Raw genomic sequence first — 20,429 nt, forward strand, 5'->3', positions numbered from 1 at the left:
GCATCAAACTTACAGGCCAGCAAATCCTTCAATGCGATCTCCAGCTTTAAGCGTAACAATCGCCTTTTTACGGTCTGCTGTTTTACCTACGTATTTGCCAACACGTTTCTTTTTACCATCAACGTTGAGTGTCCGAACGTCAAGGACTTTCACCTTAAACATCTTTTCTACAGCTGCTTTGATTTCAATCTTGTTGGCAGCTTTGTCCACCCAGAAGGAGTACTTGTTTTCCTCAATAAGTCCAACAGACTTTTCGGAAACTACTGGACGCTTGAGTACATCACGAGCATCGCGCATTACGCTAACACCTCCTCCGTTTTCGTTACCGCTGCCTTCGTCATCACGATGACATCGGCATTGAGAAGATCGTATACATTCATACCCTCAACCGCAGTGGCTTTGACGCCTTCGATATTGCGGGCAGAACGATCGACTGCTTCAATAAATTCGTCAGTGACAAGTAAAGCCTTTTTGCTAACATTCAAAGCTTTAAGAACTTTAACCATTTCACGAGTTTTTGCTTCGTTCAAGCTCAAATCTTCCAATACGATCAGTTGCTGTTCGTTTACCTTGGAAGAAAGGGCTGACCGCAAAGCCAAGCGGCGAACCTTCTTAGGAAGGCTAAAACCATATTTGCGCGGTTTAGGTCCGAAGAGGACTGCACCACCTCTCCATAGTGGAGAACGAATGCTACCGGCACGGGCGCGGCCTGTGCCTTTTTGACGCCACGGTTTACGACCGCCTCCGCGTACTTCACCACGGAGTAATGTAGAGTGGGTACCACGTCTTTGGCTAGCTAGTTGGCCTACAACAGCTTGGTGAAGGACATGGACATTGGGCTCAATCCCAAATACATATTCATTCAGCTCGAGCTCTCCAACAGGAGAACCTTGCATATTAACTACTTGAACCTTTGGCATTGCTTATTCCTCCTTTCTTACAAGTTACTTCGCCTTAACAGAAGGCTTCAGAATGAGCAATGACTTTTTAGCACCGGGTACGGCACCTTTAACAAGAATCATATTCTTATCCGCATCCACCCGAACAATCTTCAGGTTTTGAACAGTGACCCGTTCTCCGCCCATACGTCCTGGCAGGTTGCGGCCCTTAAATACACGAGCCGGGCCTTTCGCGCCGAGGGAACCGGTACGGCGATGATACTTAGAACCATGCTTCATAGGTCCGCGACTTGCGCCGTGACGTTTGATCATCCCTGCGAAGCCTTTACCTTTAGATATCCCGACAACATCTACTGCATCTCCTGCAGCAAACACGTCTGCTGTGATTTCTTGACCGATTTCGTAGGCATCCACATTGTCCACGCGGAACTCACGAATCCAGCGCATCGGCTTCACAGAAGCTTTTGCAACATGTCCTTTTTGCGGCTTGTTTGCGAGTCTTTCCCGCAAAGCGCCAAATCCAACTTGAATTGCGTTGTAACCATCTGTTGCAACGGTTTTCTTTTGGACGACAAAGCAAGGACCTGCTTCGACCACAGTTACGGGAATTAGATGTCCATCTTCCTCAAATACCTGGGTCATTCCGACTTTTTTACCCAAAATTCCTTTCGACACGATTGCCACCTCCTGAACACTTTGAAGTGCGCCAGCCCTAAGCCGGAGCACGAGAGTGTCCCAAATTTAATTGTTTATTTTGAAGCTTGAACCCCCGGGTTTTTGGTCCACACCGCCGGGTGTTTCGCGCTACAAACAAAAAGTATTATATCATAAACTCCAAGCGAACGCTAGTTTTTTCGGATGTCTGAATCTTTAAACTTTCAAAACTTCCTACTCAACCAGCGTTTCTTATGAAGAGCTTATGACAAAACAAGATTGTTTCGACTGAAATCAGGTTTTAATCTCGATATCAACGCCTGCAGGTAGATCAAGACGCATTAAAGCATCAACAGTCTTAGCAGTGGGTTCGAGAATATCAATCAGACGCTTATGAGTCCGCATTTCAAACTGCTCACGAGAATCCTTATTGACGTGGGGAGAACGAAGAATGGTATAAATGCTTTTATCAGTAGGAAGGGGAATAGGGCCACTGACGCGGGCACCGGTTCTCTTAGCCGTTTCAACAATCTTCTCAGCAGATTGATCTAAGATTTTGTGGTCGAACGCTTTAAGACGGATACGAATTTTTTGACTGCTCATTAAAAAACCTCCTAAATTTTGTCCCGTTGCACGGGTTATTAGGTCTTGAAATTCCCCGATGATCAGCGGAGTACCTCTCAACGGCAACCTTCAAGATCAGAGGTCGGAGGTCAGATGCCAGAAGTCAGAGACCTCTTGCAACTATGACCTTAACCTCAATCCAGCATGGATGAGTTTAGACCTTAAGGCAAAAGTCAGGATGCCACAGTAGGACTGTGGCATCCTTCTCCTTTAGACTTCAAGTCTCTGCCTACACTATCTAACTATTCTTATGCAATGATGCTTACTACAACGCCAGCACCTACGGTACGGCCACCTTCGCGGATAGCGAAACGAAGTCCTTCTTCCATAGCGATGGGAGTGATGAGTTCGCAAGAGATGGTGACACGGTCGCCAGGCATAACCATTTCTGTTCCTTCAGGAAGGGTTACTACACCGGTAACGTCGGTTGTACGGAAGTAGAACTGTGGGCGATAGTTGTTGAAGAATGGAGTATGACGTCCACCTTCTTCTTTACTGAGGATAAAAACCTCACCAGTGAATTTGGTGTGAGGTTTGATAGAACCGGGTTTAGCCAATACTTGTCCGCGTTCGATATCTTTACGATCTACACCACGAAGAAGAGCTCCGATGTTGTCCCCCGCTTGAGCTTGGTCAAGAAGCTTGCGGAACATTTCAACACCAGTACATACGCTTTTACGAGGAGCTTCAGTCAGACCAACGATTTCAACTTCGTCGCCGACTTTAACAACACCACGCTCTACACGACCGGTAGCAACAGTTCCACGACCAGTGATCGTGAACACGTCCTCTACAGGCATGAGGAAAGGCTTGTCAGTAGCACGTTCTGGGTTAGGAATATAGGAATCAACTGCATCCATGAGGTTCCAGATCTTACCGCACCATTCGCAATCACGGGATCCGCAAGCGCATTGGAGGGCTTTAAGGCCTGAACCGGGAACGATGGGGATATCATCGCCAGGGAATTCATACTCATTGAGGAGTTCACGAATTTCCATCTCTACGAGTTCCATAAGTTCCGGATCATCAACCATGTCAGCTTTGTTGAGCCATACGACGATGTAAGGAACACCTACTTGGCGAGCAAGCAGGATGTGCTCACGAGTTTGTGGCATAGGGCCATCAGCAGCAGATACAACGAGGATTGCTCCGTCCATTTGCGCAGCACCGGTGATCATGTTTTTAACATAGTCGGCGTGGCCTGGGCAGTCAACGTGAGCATAGTGGCGAGCAGCAGTTTCATACTCAACGTGGGAAGTAGAGATGGTGATTCCACGTTCTCTTTCTTCAGGTGCCTTGTCGATTTGATCGAAGGCTTGTGCTACTGCACCACCAGCTTTGGAAAGAACAGCGGTGATAGCAGCTGTAGAGGTTGTTTTACCATGGTCAACGTGACCGATGGTTCCAACGTTAACGTGGGGTTTTGTACGTTCGAATTTTTGCTTTGCCATTTTAAATTTTCACTCCTTCTAAATAATAAGTAGGAATAGAAGTTCCTTTTTATTTCGGCGAGGCTCTCCTCCAAAGGTATCTCTGTATTTGAGCCTCGCATTGAGAACAATCGTCTCACGAACTTTGAATCTCTAACCTCAAATTTTGATTAAGCGCCAGCGCGTTTAGCAACAATGCCTTCCGCGATATTCTTGGGCACTTCTTCGTAGTGGTCGAACATCATGACGTAAACTCCACGGCCTTGAGTCTTGGAACGAAGGTCGGTTGCATAGCCAAACATCTCTGAAAGCGGTACGTATCCACGTACGATTTGAGCGTTTCCTGTAGCTTCCATTCCTTCAATCCGTCCGCGGCGAGAGTTAATATCGCCGATGACATCACCCATATACTCTTCTGGTACCGTGACTTCAACCTTCATGACAGGTTCGATAATTGCAGGATCTGCTTTGGCTGCTCCAGCTTTGAAGGCCATCGATCCGGCAATCTTAAACGCCATTTCGGAGGAGTCCACATCATGGTAGGAACCGTCATAGACTGTAGCCCGAATATCCATAACAGGGTAGCCCGCTTGGATACCGTTTTGCAGAGCTTCTTCGATCCCTTGTCCGATAGGGGCAATGTATTCCTTCGGAATTACGCCACCCACAATCTTGTTGACGAATTCGAAGCCGGTGCCTTGCTCCATAGGCTCGAACTCAACCCAGCAGTGTCCGTATTGTCCGCGGCCACCGGATTGACGTACGAATTTACCTTCGGCTTTAACAGCACGGCGAATCGTTTCTTTATATGCAACTTGAGGACGTCCAACATTGCACTCAACCTTGAATTCACGTTGCAAACGGTCCACGATGATCTCAAGGTGAAGCTCACCCATTCCTTCGATGATCGTTTGTCCGCTATCTTGGTCAGTATGCATTCTAAAGGTAGGATCCTCTTCAGCCAAACGAGCTAGAGCTGTACCCATCTTCTCCTGGTCTTGTTTCGTCTTTGGCTCAATGGCCACGTTGATAACAGGATCAGGGAAAGTCATAGACTCGAGAATAATCGGAGCTTTATCATCACAGAGGGTATCCCCTGTGCTGGTATCTTTTAAGCCGACTGCTGCCGCAATATCTCCCGCATAAACCTCGGAAATTTCTTCCCGGTGATTCGCATGCATTTGGAGAATCCGACCGATTCTCTCTCTTTTACCCTTGGTTGAATTATAAACATAGGATCCTGAACCCAGGACTCCCGAGTATACCCGGAAAAATGCCAATTTGCCCACGTAAGGGTCAGCCATAATCTTAAAGGCCAAGGCTGAGAATGGTTCTGCATCACTGGAGTGACGCTCATCAGGCTCGCCAGTCTCTGGATGTACCCCTTTAATAGCAGCTACATCAAGAGGGGATGGCATATAGTCTACAACCGCATCAAGCAGTGGTTGTACCCCTTTGTTCTTGAATGAAGACCCACAGACCACAGGGATGAACTTAAGTCCGATAGTTCCACTACGGATTCCAGTCCGAACCTCTTGTTCAGTCAGTTCTTCACCTTCGAGATATTTCATCATGAGCTCTTCATCCGTATCAGCAACTGCTTCAAGGAGTTTCTCACGATATTCGTTGGCTTTGTCGACTAAGTCTCCGGGGATATCGGCAACGTCACTGGTGGTGCCTAAATCGTCCGTGTAAATCATAGCCTTCATGGTTACGAGATCAATGATTCCTTTGAATTTATCCTCGGCACCAATCGGAATTTGAATCGGAACTGGGTTAGCACCTAACCGGTCAGCAATCATTTTTACTCCCCGGAAGAAATCTGCACCCATACGGTCCATTTTGTTGATATACGCTATACGGGGTACTCCGTACTTATCCGCTTGGCGCCAAACCGTTTCAGATTGAGGCTCAACACCGCCGACAGAACAGAATACTGCCACAGCACCGTCGAGTACACGCAGCGAACGTTCCACCTCTACTGTGAAGTCCACGTGCCCTGGTGTATCAATGATGTTAATGCGATGATTTTTCCAATGAGCTGTGGTTGCCGCAGAAGTAATGGTAATACCACGCTCCTGTTCTTGAACCATCCAGTCCATGGTTGCTGCGCCATCATGAACTTCCCCAATCTTATGCACACGTCCTGTGTAGAACAATATGCGTTCAGTCGTGGTTGTTTTGCCCGCGTCAATATGGGCCATAATCCCGATATTCCGGGTTTTTTCTAATGGTACTTGCCTTGCCACTGATAATCCCCCTTTCTGCCATAGTCATTCCCAGATGTGATGATTTTAAGCATACGCTTTGATCATCCTACCAACGGAAATGCGCAAAAGCCTTATTGGCTTCGGCCATCTTATGAGTGTCTTCTTTTTTCTTAATAGAACCGCCAGTATTATTGGCAGCATCCATCAGTTCACCGGCAATCTTCTCTTCCATAGTCTTTTCACTGCGTTTGCGGGCATAAGCCACAAGCCAGCGTAGTCCTAAGGTTTGACGACGATCAGCGCGAACTTCGATGGGCACTTGGTAGTTAGCACCACCGACCCGGCGTGCTTTTACTTCCAAGACAGGCATAACATTCTTGAGAGCGGTTTCGAACACTTCAATCGGATCTTTACCGGTCTTCTCTTGAATGATGTCAAATGCATTATAGCAAATGGATTCTGCTGTGCCTTTTTTGCCATCCAACATAATTTGGTTAACAAATTTGGTCAGCGTCCGGTTCTTATAAATCGGATCAGGCAGAATCTCACGTTTAGCGATATATCCTTTACGTGGCAAATCATTTCCCTCCTTTACTACGCGATTCGTATTTCCCTCGGTTCAGACGGCTTACTTCCCTTTTTTAGGACGTTTAGCGCCGTACTTAGAACGAGCTTGCATCCGTTTTTGAACACCTTGTGTATCAAGGGCTCCACGAACGATATGGTAACGAACACCCGGAAGGTCTTTCACACGACCACCACGAACAAGGACAACACTATGCTCTTGCAGGTTGTGTCCAATACCTGGGATGTATGAAGATACTTCAATCGCATTGGTTAAACGTACACGGGCAACTTTACGAAGAGCAGAGTTCGGCTTCTTCGGAGTTGTGGTGTAAACCCTAGTACATACCCCACGTTTTTGCGGAGATCCTCCAGATGCGAATTGCTTACGTTGTAAAGAGTTATAGCCCCATTGCATAGCAGGAGCTGTTGATTTCTTCGCTAACTTGGAACGACCATGACGAATCAATTGATTAATCGTCGGCATAACTACACCTCCTTCCTAACATGAGAACATATCAAAGGAATTGCTTGCTTCAGCATAAAGCAAGCAATCCCCAAAACTAACATAAGATTTCGGAGCTGCCTCGTCTATTCTGTGAGCAGTGCTGCCACTGCAGCACCCACTTCAATCCCACAGGCCTTACCTAAGTCAACCATAGTCTGGACATCTTGCACGTCAATGCCATGATTCCGACATTGGTCGAGGATGGGACGAACCACATGACCCTCAGCATCCTTAGCCACATAAACGCGAAGTGCGCTCCCTTTTTCCAGAGCCCGTAGAGTTTGCTTGACCCCCACGGTTCTTCGGTTGGGCTTTTTTAAGGCTTCATCAAGCATGAAAATGCTTTCCTCCTTATGTTTAACGATAGTTCAGCAGAAAAATATCTACTTTCCCACAAATCGTTAAATCACACACAGTATTTTATCATTAGGTGTTTACAGTGTCAAGATTTTCAATCTCTTTCTCATCCATGTCCAAAACTTTTACATTTCGGTAACGAGACATGCCTGTGCCCGCCGGAATGAGCTTACCGATAATGACGTTTTCTTTGAGCCCCAAGAGCGGGTCTACCTTACCTTTAATAGCTGCCTCGGTAAGCACACGGGTAGTTTCCTGGAAGGATGCTGCAGAGAGGAAGGAATCGGTGGCCAAGGAGGCCTTGGTGATTCCGAGAAGTACCGGACGTGCTACGGCAGGTTCGCCGCCAGCTTCTATCACTTTCGTATTCTCTTCTTCAAAGTCAAAGACGTCAATAAGACCGCCGGGTAAGAGTGATGTATCCCCAGCCTCCTCGACTTTAACCTTGCGGAGCATTTGCCTAACCATGACCTCAATGTGTTTATCGTTAATATCCACCCCTTGGAGGCGGTATACCCGTTGAACTTCTCCTAACAGGTAGACTTGAACCCCACGGATTCCTTTAACTTTAAGCATATCATGAGGATTGATGCTTCCTTCAGTTAGCTCATCTCCAGCCTCGATGCGATCGCCTTCGCGAACTTTTAACCGAGAACCATAGGGGATAGTGTAAGACATGCGCTCTTCATTGTCACTCAAAACTTCCACTTCACGACGTCCTTTGACTTCGCGAATAGTCACTACCCCTTCATTTTCAGAGATAATAGCTTGGCCCTTTGGTTTGCGAGCTTCGAAGAGTTCCTCAACACGCGGCAAACCTTGAGTAATATCATCCCCAGCCACACCACCTGTATGGAAGGTACGCATGGTCAACTGTGTTCCCGGCTCACCGATGGATTGAGCAGCAATGATACCAACGGCTTCTCCCATCTCCACGTGATGTCCGGTTGCCAGGTTGCGTCCATAGCACTTGCGGCAGACGCCATAACGTGTCTTACAGGTGAGCACGGAGCGAATGATGACTTTATCGTATACTTCAGCAATGGCATGGGCTTGTTCTTCGGTAATCTCTTCGTCAGCCGTGGCCAAGATTTCTCCTGTCTCCGGATGCTTCATATCTTCGAGTAAGAAGCGGCCCACTAATCGTTCTTCCAATTTTTCGATGATCTCTGGACCGTCTTTAACATCGTCCACCATAATACCTACGGTGGTGCCGCAGTCTTCATCCCGAACGATCACATCTTGAGATACGTCGACGAGACGACGGGTTAGATAACCTGAGTCAGCAGTCCGCAGTGCAGTATCAGCCAAACCCTTCCGAGCTCCGTGGGAGGAGATGAAGTATTCTAAAACGGTCAGGCCCTCACGGAAGTTTGCTTTAATGGGCAATTCGATGGTCCGTCCGGAAGGATCAGCCATAAGTCCACGCATACCTGCCAACTGGCGGAGCTGTTGGATGTTGCCCCGAGCACCGGAGGTAGCCATCATGTAGACAGGATTAAATTTATCCAGAGTGTTCATCAGGGCTTTCGTTACGGTGTCGGTGGCTTTCGTCCAAATCTCAATGACTTTTTCGTAGCGTTCTTCATCCGTAATCAGACCACGACGGAATTGCTGCTCCGTCTTATTGACCAGACCGTCCGCATCCGCGAGAATCTGTCTCTTCTCATCCGGAACGGTAATATCGGCAAGACCAACGGTCATTCCGGCCCGTGTGGAGTATTTAAAGCCTAAGGCTTTAATACCATCGAGCAAGTCAGCAGTTGCCTTATAGCCACCGACACGGTAGCATTTGGCAACGATATTGTTCAGAGTCTTTTTCCCAGCCACTTCATTGATGTAGCCTACTTCAGAAGGGATAACCGAGTTAAAGATCAAGCGACCAATGGTGGTTTCCAAAAGCTCACCGTTGGGCTGACGTACTTTTATCTGTGCCTGGAGATTGACTTCTTTCATTTCATAAGCCAGCACAGCTTCATCCCGATCCTTGAAGATCTTTCCTTCACCAAGAGCACCGGGACGTTCCATGGTCAAGTAGTAAGAACCTAAGACCATATCCTGAGTTGGCGAAGCAACCGGACGACCATCCTTTGGATTCAAAATATTGTGAGCAGAAAGCATTAAGAGTCGTGCTTCTGCTTGTGCCTCAGCAGATAAGGGAACGTGTACAGCCATTTGGTCACCATCAAAGTCCGCGTTGTAGGCGGTACAAACGAGAGGGTGAATTTGCAAGGCACGTCCTTCTACAAGTACAGGCTCGAAGGCTTGAATACCCAAACGATGAAGGGTCGGAGCCCGGTTGAGGAGAACAGGATGTTCTGTGATGACTTCTTCCAAGACATCCCAAACCTCAGGGCGTACTCTTTCCACCATGCGTTTCGCGCTTTTGATATTATGTGCATGGCCTTCTTTAACCAGCTTCTTCATCACAAAGGGCTTAAAAAGCTCCAAGGCCATTTCTTTGGGCAGACCACATTGATGAAGTCTCAAATTCGGCCCGACCACAATAACGGAACGACCGGAGTAGTCAACCCGTTTTCCTAAGAGGTTCTGGCGAAAGCGTCCTTGCTTTCCTTTTAGCATATCGCTTAAGGATTTCAAAGGGCGATTGCCCGGTCCGGTCACAGGGCGACCCCGACGACCATTATCAATCAAGGCATCTACGGCTTCTTGAAGCATCCGTTTCTCATTGCGAACAATGATATCCGGTGCTCCCAGATCTAGGAGACGCTTAAGGCGATTATTCCGGTTGATGACCCGGCGATAAAGGTCATTGAGATCAGAGGTGGCAAAACGTCCACCGTCAAGCTGAACCATTGGACGAAGCTCCGGAGGAATGACCGGGACAACATCCATAATCATCCAACTAGGCTGATTCCCTGATTCCTTGAAGGCTTCTACCACTTCCAAACGACGAATGGCACGAATTTTCCGTTGGCCCGAGACTTCCTTCAGTTCGGTTCTCAATTCCTCATTGAGCTTGTCTAAGTCCATCTCGACAAGAAGTGATTTGATAGCCTCTGCACCCATGCCCGCTTTGAACTCATCACCGTATTTGTCACGGTACTCCCGATATTCAGTCTCCGTGAGGAGTTGTTTTTTCATTAAGGAAGTGTTGCCCGCATCTGTAACGATATAGGAAACAAAATAGAGAACCTTTTCCAGGGAGCGGGGAGACATATCCAAGAGAAGCCCCATCCGGCTGGGGATGCCTTTGAAATACCAGATGTGGGAGACGGGAGCTGCTAACTTAATATGGCCCATCCGTTCTCTCCGCACCTTGGAACGAGTGACTTCTACGCCGCAGCGGTCACAGACAATTCCTTTATAGCGAACACGTTTGTATTTTCCGCAATGGCACTCCCAGTCACGGGTAGGTCCAAATATTTTTTCGCAAAAAAGTCCTTCGCGTTCCGGTTTTAGGGTACGATAATTGATTGTTTCAGGTTTCTTAACTTCACCATGAGACCACTCTTCGATCATCTCCGGTGAAGCCAGACCAATACGCATCCGGTCAAAGTTGTTGACGTCTAGCACGGTTCTCGCTCCTTTCACCCGGGTTATCACTGATCTAACCCGCCCTTAGACCCCCCGCCTCTATGGGCGGAGGCCCAAGGGCGGTTAAGTCCAGTATGGACTCGACTAACCTTCAGTAGGGGAAATTCTCACTGAAGGAAGTCTCGTTCAATCCAAGTCGTCTTCGTCGTCATCAAAGCTTAGAGCTTCGTCTTCGACCACTTCATCCTCTTCTTCAGAGTATTCCTCTTCCTCTCCTTCACGAGCACTATGAGCTGCGGGAGCTGGGAGGTCTTCGTGAAGATCAATGCCTAGCTCTTTCGCTGTCTCGGTAACATCTTCTTCGATCTCGCGAATCTCGATCTCTTCATCATCTTCAGAGAGGACACGAACATCCAAGCATAAGCTTTGCAATTCTTTAATGAGAACCTTGAAGGATTCTGGAACACCCGGTTCAGGGATATTTTCACCTTTAACGATGGCTTCATAGGTCTTAACCCGGCCAACCACGTCATCGGACTTGACAGTAAGAATTTCTTGTAGGGTGTAGGCCGCTCCATAAGCTTCCAGAGCCCAAACCTCCATCTCCCCGAAACGCTGACCACCGAATTGAGCTTTACCGCCCAAAGGCTGCTGCGTAACTAAGCTGTAAGGTCCGGTGGAACGAGCATGGATCTTATCGTCAACCAAATGGTGTAGCTTCAAGAAGTACATATAGCCGACGGTAATCTTATTGTCGAAGGGCTCCCCAGTCCTACCGTCATAAAGAACGGATTTACCATCTTCGGGCAGTCCGGCTTTTTTCAAAGTCTCAAAGACGTCGGCTTCCGTAGCCCCGTCAAAGACCGGGGTAGCAACACGAAGTCCGAGAGCTTTAGCCGCCCGACCTAAGTGAGTCTCCATAACCTGACCGATGTTCATCCGCGAAGGAACGCCTAACGGGTTCAGGACGATTTCTACCGGAGTGCCATCTGGCAAGAAGGGCATATCCTCTTGCTTCATGATGCGAGAGATAACCCCTTTGTTTCCGTGACGTCCGGCCATTTTATCCCCCACGGAGATTTTCCGCTTTTGAGCGATATAAACACGAACCAATTCGTTGACCCCGGGGGCCAGTTCATCGCCGTTCTCACGGGTAAAGACTTTAACATCGACAATCTTACCGGCCTCGCCGTGAGGTACCCGGAGAGAAGTATCCCGCACTTCACGGGCTTTTTCACCGAAGATCGCTCTCAGGAGGCGCTCCTCGGCAGTCAACTCAGTTTCACCCTTCGGGGTAACCTTACCGACTAAGATATCCCCAGGACGAACCTCCGCACCGATGCGAATAATACCACGCTCATCCAGGTCTTTCAGAACGTCTTCACCGACGTTAGGAATATCCCGAGTGATTTCCTCAGGTCCTAGCTTGGTATCCCGAGCATCAGCTTCATATTCTTCTATATGAATGGAAGTATAATAATCTTCCTTAACCAGCTTCTCGCTGATCAAGATAGCATCCTCGTAGTTATAGCCTTCCCAGGTCATAAAGGCGATCAGCACATTACGGCCGAGAGCCAGTTCACCATGATCCGTGGAAGGTCCATCGGCGATGATTTGGCCAGCTTCTACCCGCTCACCCTTGAGAACGATAGGACGTTGATTAATACAGGTTCCTTGGTTGGAGCGCAGGTATTTTAACAGTTTATGCTTTTCTAAGGTTCCACCATCGTGACGAATGATGATTTCCTCGGCAGTGGCGCGCTCAATAGTACCATCCTTAGTGGCTATGACACAGACTCCGGAATCCTTAGCTGCCTTGTACTCCATACCTGTTCCCACGTAAGGAGAGTCGGTGCGCAAAAGAGGTACGGCCTGCCGCTGCATGTTGGCACCCATCAAGGCACGGTTAGCATCATCATGCTCTAAGAAGGGAATCAACGCGGTCCCGATAGAAACCATTTGCTTCGGAGATACATCCATGTAGTCAATTCGATCGGGTGGTACGAGGACGAAATCAGGACCATGACGACCATCAATCTTTTCTTCAATAAAGGTGCCATCCTCAGTTAAGGGTGAATTGGCCTGAGCCACAACAAATTTTTCTTCCTCATCAGCTGTCAAATAGTCAATCTGATCGGTGACCCGACTATTGATAACCTTGCGATAAGGTGCTTCGACAAAGCCGTATGGGTTAATCCGCCCATAGGTACTCAATGAACCAATCAAGCCGATGTTGGGACCTTCAGGGGTCTCAATCGGACACATCCGACCATAGTGGGAGAAGTGAACGTCACGAACTTCGAAGCCGGCACGTTCACGGCTCAAACCTCCAGGTCCCAAGGCACTGAGACGGCGTTTATGTGTCAATTCAGCCAATGGGTTGGTCTGATCCATAAACTGAGACAGCTGGCTACTACCAAAGAATTCTTTAATCGCAGCAACAACTGGGCGTATGTTGATAAGAACTTGAGGCGTGATGACATCCACATCTTGAATCGTCATCCGTTCCCGAACCACCCGCTCCATCCGGGATAAGCCAATACGAAACTGGTTTTGGAGTAGCTCCCCGACCGAGCGTAGTCGACGATTACCGAGATGATCGATATCATCCTTATGACCTTCTCCAGCCATCAGATTCAGCATGCGACGCAAGGAAGCGATAATATCTTCCTTAGTCAAATGATGGACCTCTTTAGGAATGTCTAGATCTAATTTCTTATTTAACTTATAGCGACCAACCTTCGCCAGGTCATATCGTTTAGCATCAAAGAATAAAGCTTCTAAGAGAGAGCGCGCACTATCCACAGTCGGAGGCTCGCCGGGGCGCAGACGCTTGTAAATCTCGACTAGCGCTTCCTCGGTAGATTCCGTATTATCCCGTTCTAGAGTAATGCGGATATGCTCGTTATCATCAAATAGCTCAGTGATCTGACCATTGGTAGCATAGCCCAAGGCCCGAATCAGGACGGTAGCCGGAAGCTTACGAGTTCTGTCCACACGTACAAAGATATTATCATTGACGTCGGTCTCAAATTCTAACCAAGCCCCGCGGTTGGGAATGACAGTGGCACCATAGAGCTTCTTACCGCTGGGATCGATACTTTCAGCATAATAAACTCCAGGAGAACGAACCAGCTGGCTAACGATAACCCGCTCAGCTCCATTAATGATGAAGGTTCCTTTAGTGGTCATCAAGGGAAAATCTCCCATGAAGACCTCTTGTTCCTTCACTTCTCCTGTCTCTTTATTAATGAGACGAACTTTAACACGCAGTGGCGCAGCATAGGTTACGTCGCGTTCCTTACACTCTTCCACCTCGTATTTAGGCTCTCCCAAGCTGTAGTCAATAAATTCTAATACGAGATTCCCCGTGAAATCTTGAATCGGAGAAATGTCTCGAAACATCTCCCTCAAACCCTCATCAAGAAACCACTGGTAAGAGTTTTGTTGAATTTCGATTAGATTTGGCATGTCGAGAACTTCTCGAATTCTGGAATAGCTCCAGCGTTCCCGCGTCCCTACCTTAACAGGATAGAACATGTACGCTTCACCCCTCAAGTGTGATGTCCTCGCCCGAGGATATAAGAAACTTACTGCTGATGGAGTAGTATGACTCCATCAGACAATATTGTGACATAAACAGCCAAAAGCAAGGCCTCATTTGCAAAACCTCGCTTCACTGTCTATGGAGATCCCTTTTGCGTGAAAGTATCAATCAAATGACAATCTCCCCATCGTCACCTTTATTTACTATCCAATGGAAGTTTGCCCATCGGAACGTTACTGTCTGGAAGTGAATGGATAAATAGGCCATTTTATGTACAGTAACAATTATTAAGGATACCAATATTATTCCTCAATGTCAAGGGGAATTCATTCATTTATTGCTATATCTTGGTCCGTGTTCCGAATTTTTTCTTTAATTATACCTTTATCTATTGACTAATTCAATATAACAGCCTGCTCCACTCACTCATCAGGCTTCCCTGGCGCGAAGATTTTTATCTAGCAACACTCTTCAGGCAATGCTTTTCGCGGCAAGAGTTTTACAAGGGCAATACACATTTACTAAAAAAAGAAGCCCTCCACAGAGGAGGACTCCTTTTTGTCTATAGCTAAATTATTTAACTTCGACAGTAGCACCAGCTTCAACAAGCTTAGCTTTGACAGCTTCAGCATCGTCTTTGCTGACTTTTTCTTTAACAGGCTTTGGAGCGCCGTCAACGAGTTCTTTAGCTTCTTTCAAGCCAAGACCAGTGATTTCACGAACAACTTTGATGACGTTGATTTTACCAGCGCCAGCATTCATGAGGATAACATCGAATTCGGTTTGCTCTTCAGCAGCAGGAGCAGCAGCAGCACCAGGAGCAGCAGCTACAGCAACAGGAGCAGCAGCACTTACACCAAATTCTTCTTCGAAAGCTTTGACGAGCTCAGCAAGCTCGAGTACAGTTAAGCCTTTTACGGCTTCGAGAATTTCAGCAGTTTTAGACATTGAAATTTTCCTCCCTAATATCACTTCAAATTATTTTTTGTTTTTGAATCATTATAGAATCCATTATTATTCAGCTACGATGCCGCTTGGGCATTGCCCGACATCCTAACCAGAACATCGTACATCAAAATTCGCACATCGAAGGTCGAACTTCGATCCTCGTACTTGAAGCCTCGCTTACGCTTGGGCTTCTTTAAGCTTACGCACTTCTTCCAAGGCATAACCCATTTTGCGGATCGGTCCTTGAAGTACATTGGCCATGCCAACGAGGGGTGCTTGCATTCCACGTAGGACTTGGGCAAGCAGAACTTCGCGAGAAGGCAGTTCAGCTAAAGCTTTCACACCTGCTTCGTCAACGACTTTTCCTTCGACTACACCTGCTTTAATAGTAAAGGTCTTAACCTTTGTAGCCTTAATGAAATCAGCTAATATTTTAGCGGGAGCTACCGGATCAGCACTGAACGCAACGGCTGTAGGTCCTTCAAGATATCCATCCAAACCTTCAATACCGACTTCATGAGCTGCACGACGCACCATGGTGTTTTTCAAGACGCGATAGTCTACTCCAGCTTCACGCAATTGAGCACGTAATTGGGTAACTTGGGCAACGGTCAAACCGCGATAATCGGCAAGAACGACTCCCGAGGAGCTTTGGAGCTTTTCCTTAATCTCAGCAACCACCAGTGCTTTTTCTTCGATATTTGGCATCTAAGTCCACCTCCTTCCGAACGATACGACTCTCACTCATTAAAAAACCTCCGCTTGACTGCAGAGGTTAAGAAGGCCCAATAATTAAAGGCTATCTCTTCAACCTCGGCAGGATATTAAGCTACTAGAGCCCCTGCTGTCTACAGTGGAAGGCTATTCAATTCTAATAGAGTATATCTCATCTATACAAACCTGTCAAGAAACTTTCCCGACATTATGTGAGATTCAGATTAAAATGCTTTGACCGGGTTAATCCGAACTCCAGGCCCCATGGTAGAGGACACTGTAGCACTGCGGACATATTGACCCTTAGCAGCAGCAGGCTTTGCTTTAAGCAAAGTCTCTGTCAGAACTTTATAGTTCTCGAAAAGTTGCTCTTCGCTAAAGGATACTTTGCCGATTGGAGCATGAATGATACCGGCTTTATCAGCACGATATTCAATCTTACCAGCTTTGATTTCTTTGACGGCTTTTTCGACATCAAAGGTTACAGTACCGGTCTTAGGGTTTGGCATAAGTCCCTTAGGACCAAGCACACGACCCAGCTTACCGACCATACCCATCATATCGGGTGTTGCCACAACGACATCAAAATCAAACCAACCTTGCTCAATTTTGGCGATCATATCTTCAGCACCAACAAAATCTGCACCAGCAGCCTCTGCTTCTTTAGCCTTTTCGCCTTTAGCGAAAACTAAGACGCTACGAGTTTTACCAGTTCCATTCGGAAGCACAATAGCTCCACGGATTTGTTGATCGGCATGACGTGTATCAATACCGAGCTTGAATGCTACTTCGACAGTTTCGTCAAACTTTGCTTTAGCAACCTTTTTAACGATAGCTATCGCTTCTGCTGGCTCATGAAGAGCAGCGCGGTCAAAAGCTTTAACTGCTTCTTGATAGTTTTTTCCTACTTTGGCCATTCTTTAACCTCCTAGTGGTTCTTCGGGACTAGCCCTCCCACGTAATAATTAACCTTCGACGATAGTGATTCCCATGCTGCGCGCAGTGCCTTCAATCATGCTCATAGCTGCTTCAACACTTGCTGCATTGAGATCCTTCATCTTGGTTTCGGCGATTTCGCGAACCTTGGTCTTGCTGACTTGAGCTACCTTTTTGCGGTTAGGCTCAGCAGAACCCGACTCAATGTTGGCTGCCTTCTTTAATAAAATAGATGCAGGGGGAGTTTTGGTAATAAAGGTAAAGGATCGGTCTTCATAAACGGTAATCTCAACCGGAATAATCAGTCCCGCTTGATCCTTTGTGCGCTCGTTGTATTCTTTGCAGAAGGCCATAATGTTGACCCCGTGCTGTCCAAGAGCCGGACCAACCGGAGGTGCCGGATTTGCTTTACCTGCGTTGATAGCTAGTTTTACCAAACCAACGACTTTCTTTGCCATAGTTACACCTCCTTAATAGGGTAATTACTACTTAGCTTAGTCGACTTTCTCGACTTGTGCAAAATCAAGTTCTACCGGTGTCTCACGTCCAAACATTGAGACGGAAACCCGGAGCTTTCCTTTATCTCCAAGGATTTCACCAACAATAGCGACAAAATCCTTAAAAGGACCTGAGGTAACACGTACGCTTTGACCTACAGAATAATCCACTCGCGTACGAATTTCTTCCACACCCATTTGACGTAAGATGGCTTGAACTTCATGATCTAATAAAGGTATTGGCTTGGCACCGGTTCCGACAAAGCCGGTCACGCCCGGAGTATTGCGCACCACATACCATGAATCGTCCGTCATATCCATTTCCACCAGAACATAGCCTGGGAAAACCTTACGCTTGGCGACTTTCTTCTTCCCATTTTTGATTTCGATCTCATCTTCCATAGGAACAAGAACGCGGAAGATTTTATCTTCCATATTCATAGACTCTACGCGTTTTTCAAGATTAGTCTTCACCTTATTCTCGTAGCCAGAGTAAGTGTGAATAACATACCAGTTCTTTGTCATATTTCGAACAGGAACCTCCAATACAAGGCCCCAAAACAACTTGCCAAAAGCATTTGGGCAACCTGTTTGAGTACCTATCCGAGAATCTTGGTCACTAAAATACTAAATCCACTGTCTACAACCCATAGCAAGACAGCTACGAAAGCAACAGCGACGAGAACCACTCCAGTATAAGTCAAAAGCTGTTTACGGTCTGGCCAGTGTACTTTCTTAAGTTCACTCCATACTCCTCTGAAGTACTCTGATGACTTCTCTTTTCCAGGAGCATTCGTTTGCTTTTTAACTGCGCCCATCCAATCACTTCCTTACAACTCTGAGTCACCAATACTGACAACGCAGCCCGGCGTACAGACATTTGGCAGATACGATAAACAAAACTTGGCGGCTGCCTTAGTTGCGTTATACTATCAATCGATGTAGAAACCTTCTTACTTGGTTTCTTTGTGAGATGTGTGGGACTTGCAAAACTTACAATACTTTTTAACTTCTAAACGATCCGGGTTGTTTTTCTTATTCTTTATAGAAGCATAATTTCGGTTTTTACATTCGGTACAAGCTAAAGTAATGCCAACACGCATTTACGAACACCTCCCTGGGCACGACTAAAAAATCCGCATTCAATCCATGCTCATAATACATTATCATATGAAAATTAGCATGTCAAGATTTTATTCCCAGATCCCTTTTCGCTGACTTTGAGCTTCTTTCTGTAGCGCCATAAAATCTTCAACATATTTCACATTGGGTGGATAGGTGGTTACCGTCGCATGTCCCTCGCGAAGAAGGACTTTGTTAACCATTTCTCCATTCAGATAAACATAAGCGAGAAGCCTATCATACTGATCCCGTTCTTCCACATCCAGTTCAATCTCTACCTCTTTACCTTCCAGTAAGCCCCGAGTAAACTCTGCTGACACTTTCCCATAGGGCACAACACGATCTGGGTTGTTAGGAACGGATTCAGGGGTATTGATACCGATAAGCCTTACCCTTTCTCTTTGCCCATCCATTCTCAGTATGATTGTATCCCCGTCAACCACCCGTTCTACAGTATAGGGCCCTCTAATCAGGGCCTCCGAAATCGTTTCCGAAAGTGTTGTTTCCGCATCTTTTTCTGGAATCCAATCAATATCTGCTATTGCCGCCAACAGTGCGAGCAAGAAAACAAATCCAACAGACATTATTTTTCTTCTTTTCATATCAACTCACCACGATCCATTGTTTCCTCTAAACAGGCTTTGAGATATGTCCGCCATCTAAAAACGGCTTCCGGAATTCTCCGAAAGCCCTTAGTCTACTTGGTTGCGGGAGCCGGATTTGAACCGACGACCTTCGGGTTATGAGCCCGACGAGCTACCGCTGCTCCATCCCGCGATGTTTATCGATATTCGTAGCATGAATATCACTCTCAAATAATGGTGGGCAGGGATGGATTCGAACCACCGTACCTTTCGGAACAGATTTACAGTCTGCCGCCTTTAACCACTCGGCCACCTACCCTAAATAGAAGCACTTACTTATTATATACTATTTGCCTTAAAAAATACACCTTTTATCTTATAAAACAAAAACCGACTCGATCAGTCGGTTGCGCGATTACCTTTAGCCATCTCGACGTTCTAAATAGCGTTCAAGTTTCCTTTTAACCCTTTGGAGCGCATTATCAATTGATTTCACGTGTCTATGTAGATCTACGGCAATTTCTTGATATGATTTTCCTTCCAGGTAAGCCATAAGAACTTTCCACTCTAAAGAACTGAGAATCTCACCCATCTTTTCTTCAATATCATCGAATTCCTCTTGGCTAATAATCAATTCCTCAGGATCGGTTATTCTCGTGCCTGATATTACATCCAGCAAGGTTCTATCCGAATCTTCGTCATAAATTGGCTTATTTAAGGACACGTAAGAATTCAAAGGAATATGCTTCTGTCTAGTTGCTGTCTTAATCGCTGTAATAATCTGGCGAGTTATACACAGCTCTGCAAAAGCCCGAAAAGAGGAGAGCTTGTCACCACGGAAATCTCGAATAGCTTTGTAGAGCCCAATCATTCCCTCTTGGATAATATCTTCACGATCTGCTCCAATAAGGAAGTATGATCTTGCTTTGGCTCTGACAAAGTTTTTGTACTTATTGATTAAGTATTCCTGTGCTAAACAATCACCGTTTTTGGCCAGCTCTACGACTTCTTCATCCACTATGACTTCAATCGTGTCGCATTCTACCAACACTTCAAGTTGGGCGTTTACAGTCAAAGCGTTCCCTCCCGTATCATGGTGATGAAGATATTGCATTTAATATCACTATTGCTCTTGTCCGCATGAACATAACCATTATACCTTGGAAAATTCAAAAGCGTCAAGGCGAAGTTTTAGATGTTCTGTCGTCTCTTGCACTCTGGAAGCTGACTTTTGGTTAATTGGACAAGGACTGACTCATTATAGGACCCAGTTTACCCTATCGGGTAGGTGCGCTAACCCATCTATCTACAGAAAGGTTTTCTTGCCAATCCTTTTC

20 protein-coding genes, 2 tRNA genes and 1 other annotated feature are annotated in these 20,429 nt (G+C 46.5%); all 22 genes read right to left on the reverse strand.

Annotated elements, in window-relative coordinates; translation table 11 throughout:
- Positions 1-9: 9 nt before the first annotated feature.
- Complete coding sequence (gene rplW, locus AAC978_RS09320; RefSeq protein WP_341547767.1) at positions 10-297, reverse strand: 50S ribosomal protein L23; 288 nt, start codon at positions 295-297, stop codon at positions 10-12.
- Entirely contained in the window at positions 297-920 is a 624-nt protein-coding gene (rplD, locus tag AAC978_RS09325; protein ID WP_341547768.1) for a 50S ribosomal protein L4, read from the reverse strand. Before rplD ends, rplW begins: the two co-directional genes overlap by 1 nt.
- 24 nt (positions 921-944) lie before the next feature.
- On the reverse strand, positions 945-1,574 hold the full coding sequence (rplC, locus tag AAC978_RS09330) for a 50S ribosomal protein L3 (protein WP_341547769.1): 630 nt from the start codon (positions 1,572-1,574) through the stop codon (positions 945-947).
- A 273-nt stretch (positions 1,575-1,847) separates the two neighbouring features.
- Complete coding sequence (gene rpsJ, locus AAC978_RS09335; RefSeq protein ID WP_341547770.1) at positions 1,848-2,156, reverse strand: 30S ribosomal protein S10; 309 nt, start codon at positions 2,154-2,156, stop codon at positions 1,848-1,850.
- A 269-nt stretch (positions 2,157-2,425) separates the two neighbouring features.
- Positions 2,426-3,628, reverse strand: coding sequence for an elongation factor Tu (tuf, locus tag AAC978_RS09340; protein WP_341547771.1), 1,203 nt, complete (start codon positions 3,626-3,628; stop codon positions 2,426-2,428).
- 149 nt (positions 3,629-3,777) lie between these two features.
- Positions 3,778-5,856: an elongation factor G gene (gene fusA / locus AAC978_RS09345; protein WP_341547772.1), complete on the reverse strand. Its 2,079-nt coding sequence runs from the start codon at positions 5,854-5,856 to the stop codon at positions 3,778-3,780.
- 67 nt (positions 5,857-5,923) lie between these two features.
- On the reverse strand, positions 5,924-6,394 hold the full coding sequence (gene rpsG / locus AAC978_RS09350) for a 30S ribosomal protein S7 (RefSeq protein ID WP_341547773.1): 471 nt from the start codon (positions 6,392-6,394) through the stop codon (positions 5,924-5,926).
- 51 nt (positions 6,395-6,445) lie between these two features.
- Positions 6,446-6,868 (reverse strand): 30S ribosomal protein S12, encoded by a 423-nt coding sequence (gene rpsL / locus AAC978_RS09355; protein WP_015260980.1) that lies wholly within the window; start codon positions 6,866-6,868, stop codon positions 6,446-6,448.
- Between the two features lie 104 nt (positions 6,869-6,972).
- Positions 6,973-7,224, reverse strand: a complete 252-nt coding sequence (locus tag AAC978_RS09360; RefSeq protein ID WP_341547774.1) for a ribosomal L7Ae/L30e/S12e/Gadd45 family protein — start codon at positions 7,222-7,224, stop codon at positions 6,973-6,975.
- A 91-nt stretch (positions 7,225-7,315) separates the two neighbouring features.
- Complete coding sequence (rpoC, locus tag AAC978_RS09365; protein WP_341547775.1) at positions 7,316-10,783, reverse strand: DNA-directed RNA polymerase subunit beta'; 3,468 nt, start codon at positions 10,781-10,783, stop codon at positions 7,316-7,318.
- 147 nt (positions 10,784-10,930) lie between these two features.
- The gene (rpoB, locus tag AAC978_RS09370; RefSeq protein WP_341547776.1) at positions 10,931-14,284 is read right to left on the reverse strand and encodes a DNA-directed RNA polymerase subunit beta; all 3,354 of its coding nucleotides are present in this window, start codon (positions 14,282-14,284) and stop codon (positions 10,931-10,933) included.
- Positions 14,285-14,864: 580 nt separating this feature from the next.
- A complete protein-coding gene (gene rplL, locus AAC978_RS09375) occupies positions 14,865-15,239 on the reverse strand; it encodes a 50S ribosomal protein L7/L12 (protein ID WP_341547777.1) in 375 nt (124 codons plus the stop codon).
- 177 nt (positions 15,240-15,416) lie between these two features.
- Positions 15,417-15,947 carry a 50S ribosomal protein L10 gene (gene rplJ / locus AAC978_RS09380; RefSeq protein ID WP_341547778.1) on the reverse strand — a complete coding sequence of 177 codons (531 nt, stop codon included), beginning with the start codon at positions 15,945-15,947 and terminating at the stop codon, positions 15,417-15,419.
- 32 nt (positions 15,948-15,979) lie between these two features.
- Positions 15,980-16,111 (reverse strand) — a sequence feature (ribosomal protein L10 leader region).
- A gap of 66 nt (positions 16,112-16,177) precedes the next feature.
- Positions 16,178-16,870 carry a 50S ribosomal protein L1 gene (gene rplA, locus AAC978_RS09385; protein ID WP_341547779.1) on the reverse strand — a complete coding sequence of 231 codons (693 nt, stop codon included), beginning with the start codon at positions 16,868-16,870 and terminating at the stop codon, positions 16,178-16,180.
- Positions 16,871-16,918: 48 nt separating this feature from the next.
- Entirely contained in the window at positions 16,919-17,347 is a 429-nt protein-coding gene (gene rplK / locus AAC978_RS09390) for a 50S ribosomal protein L11 (protein WP_015260973.1), read from the reverse strand.
- Between the two features lie 36 nt (positions 17,348-17,383).
- The gene (nusG, locus tag AAC978_RS09395; protein ID WP_341547780.1) at positions 17,384-17,911 is read right to left on the reverse strand and encodes a transcription termination/antitermination protein NusG; all 528 of its coding nucleotides are present in this window, start codon (positions 17,909-17,911) and stop codon (positions 17,384-17,386) included.
- Between the two features lie 74 nt (positions 17,912-17,985).
- Entirely contained in the window at positions 17,986-18,204 is a 219-nt protein-coding gene (gene secE / locus AAC978_RS09400; protein ID WP_341547781.1) for a preprotein translocase subunit SecE, read from the reverse strand.
- 135 nt (positions 18,205-18,339) lie between these two features.
- Positions 18,340-18,489, reverse strand: a complete 150-nt coding sequence (rpmG, locus tag AAC978_RS09405; RefSeq protein WP_015260970.1) for a 50S ribosomal protein L33 — start codon at positions 18,487-18,489, stop codon at positions 18,340-18,342.
- Positions 18,490-18,579: 90 nt separating this feature from the next.
- Positions 18,580-19,110 carry a thermonuclease family protein gene (locus AAC978_RS09410; RefSeq protein ID WP_341547782.1) on the reverse strand — a complete coding sequence of 177 codons (531 nt, stop codon included), beginning with the start codon at positions 19,108-19,110 and terminating at the stop codon, positions 18,580-18,582.
- A 100-nt stretch (positions 19,111-19,210) separates the two neighbouring features.
- Positions 19,211-19,285, reverse strand: a tRNA-Met gene (locus AAC978_RS09415).
- Positions 19,286-19,327: 42 nt separating this feature from the next.
- Positions 19,328-19,411 (reverse strand) — tRNA-Tyr (locus AAC978_RS09420).
- Positions 19,412-19,513: 102 nt separating this feature from the next.
- A complete protein-coding gene (sigH, locus tag AAC978_RS09425; protein WP_341547783.1) occupies positions 19,514-20,167 on the reverse strand; it encodes an RNA polymerase sporulation sigma factor SigH in 654 nt (217 codons plus the stop codon).
- Positions 20,168-20,429: the final 262 nt, after the last annotated feature.

Origin of the sequence: Desulfitobacterium sp. THU1 (genome assembly GCF_038181555.1) — a bacterium.
Lineage (GTDB): Bacteria > Bacillota > Desulfitobacteriia > Desulfitobacteriales > Desulfitobacteriaceae > Desulfitobacterium.

What these genes read in the sequence shown, in the direction of transcription:
- rplW (WP_341547767.1), bottom strand. Translation starts at nt 297, where the DNA reads ATGCGCGATGCTCGTGATGTACTCAAGCGTCCAGTAGTTTCCGAAAAG.
- rplD (WP_341547768.1), bottom strand. Translation starts at nt 920, where the DNA reads ATGCCAAAGGTTCAAGTAGTTAATATGCAAGGTTCTCCTGTTGGAGAG.
- rpsJ (WP_341547770.1), bottom strand. Translation starts at nt 2,156, where the DNA reads ATGAGCAGTCAAAAAATTCGTATCCGTCTTAAAGCGTTCGACCACAAA.
- tuf (WP_341547771.1), bottom strand. Translation starts at nt 3,628, where the DNA reads ATGGCAAAGCAAAAATTCGAACGTACAAAACCCCACGTTAACGTTGGA.
- rpsL (WP_015260980.1), bottom strand. Translation starts at nt 6,868, where the DNA reads ATGCCGACGATTAATCAATTGATTCGTCATGGTCGTTCCAAGTTAGCG.
- AAC978_RS09360 (WP_341547774.1), bottom strand. Translation starts at nt 7,224, where the DNA reads ATGCTTGATGAAGCCTTAAAAAAGCCCAACCGAAGAACCGTGGGGGTC.
- rpoB (WP_341547776.1), bottom strand. Translation starts at nt 14,284, where the DNA reads ATGTTCTATCCTGTTAAGGTAGGGACGCGGGAACGCTGGAGCTATTCC.
- rplL (WP_341547777.1), bottom strand. Translation starts at nt 15,239, where the DNA reads ATGTCTAAAACTGCTGAAATTCTCGAAGCCGTAAAAGGCTTAACTGTA.
- rplJ (WP_341547778.1), bottom strand. Translation starts at nt 15,947, where the DNA reads ATGCCAAATATCGAAGAAAAAGCACTGGTGGTTGCTGAGATTAAGGAA.
- rplA (WP_341547779.1), bottom strand. Translation starts at nt 16,870, where the DNA reads ATGGCCAAAGTAGGAAAAAACTATCAAGAAGCAGTTAAAGCTTTTGAC.
- rplK (WP_015260973.1), bottom strand. Translation starts at nt 17,347, where the DNA reads ATGGCAAAGAAAGTCGTTGGTTTGGTAAAACTAGCTATCAACGCAGGT.
- nusG (WP_341547780.1), bottom strand. Translation starts at nt 17,911, where the DNA reads ATGACAAAGAACTGGTATGTTATTCACACTTACTCTGGCTACGAGAAT.
- secE (WP_341547781.1), bottom strand. Translation starts at nt 18,204, where the DNA reads ATGGGCGCAGTTAAAAAGCAAACGAATGCTCCTGGAAAAGAGAAGTCA.
- rpmG (WP_015260970.1), bottom strand. Translation starts at nt 18,489, where the DNA reads ATGCGTGTTGGCATTACTTTAGCTTGTACCGAATGTAAAAACCGAAAT.
- AAC978_RS09410 (WP_341547782.1), bottom strand. Translation starts at nt 19,110, where the DNA reads ATGAAAAGAAGAAAAATAATGTCTGTTGGATTTGTTTTCTTGCTCGCA.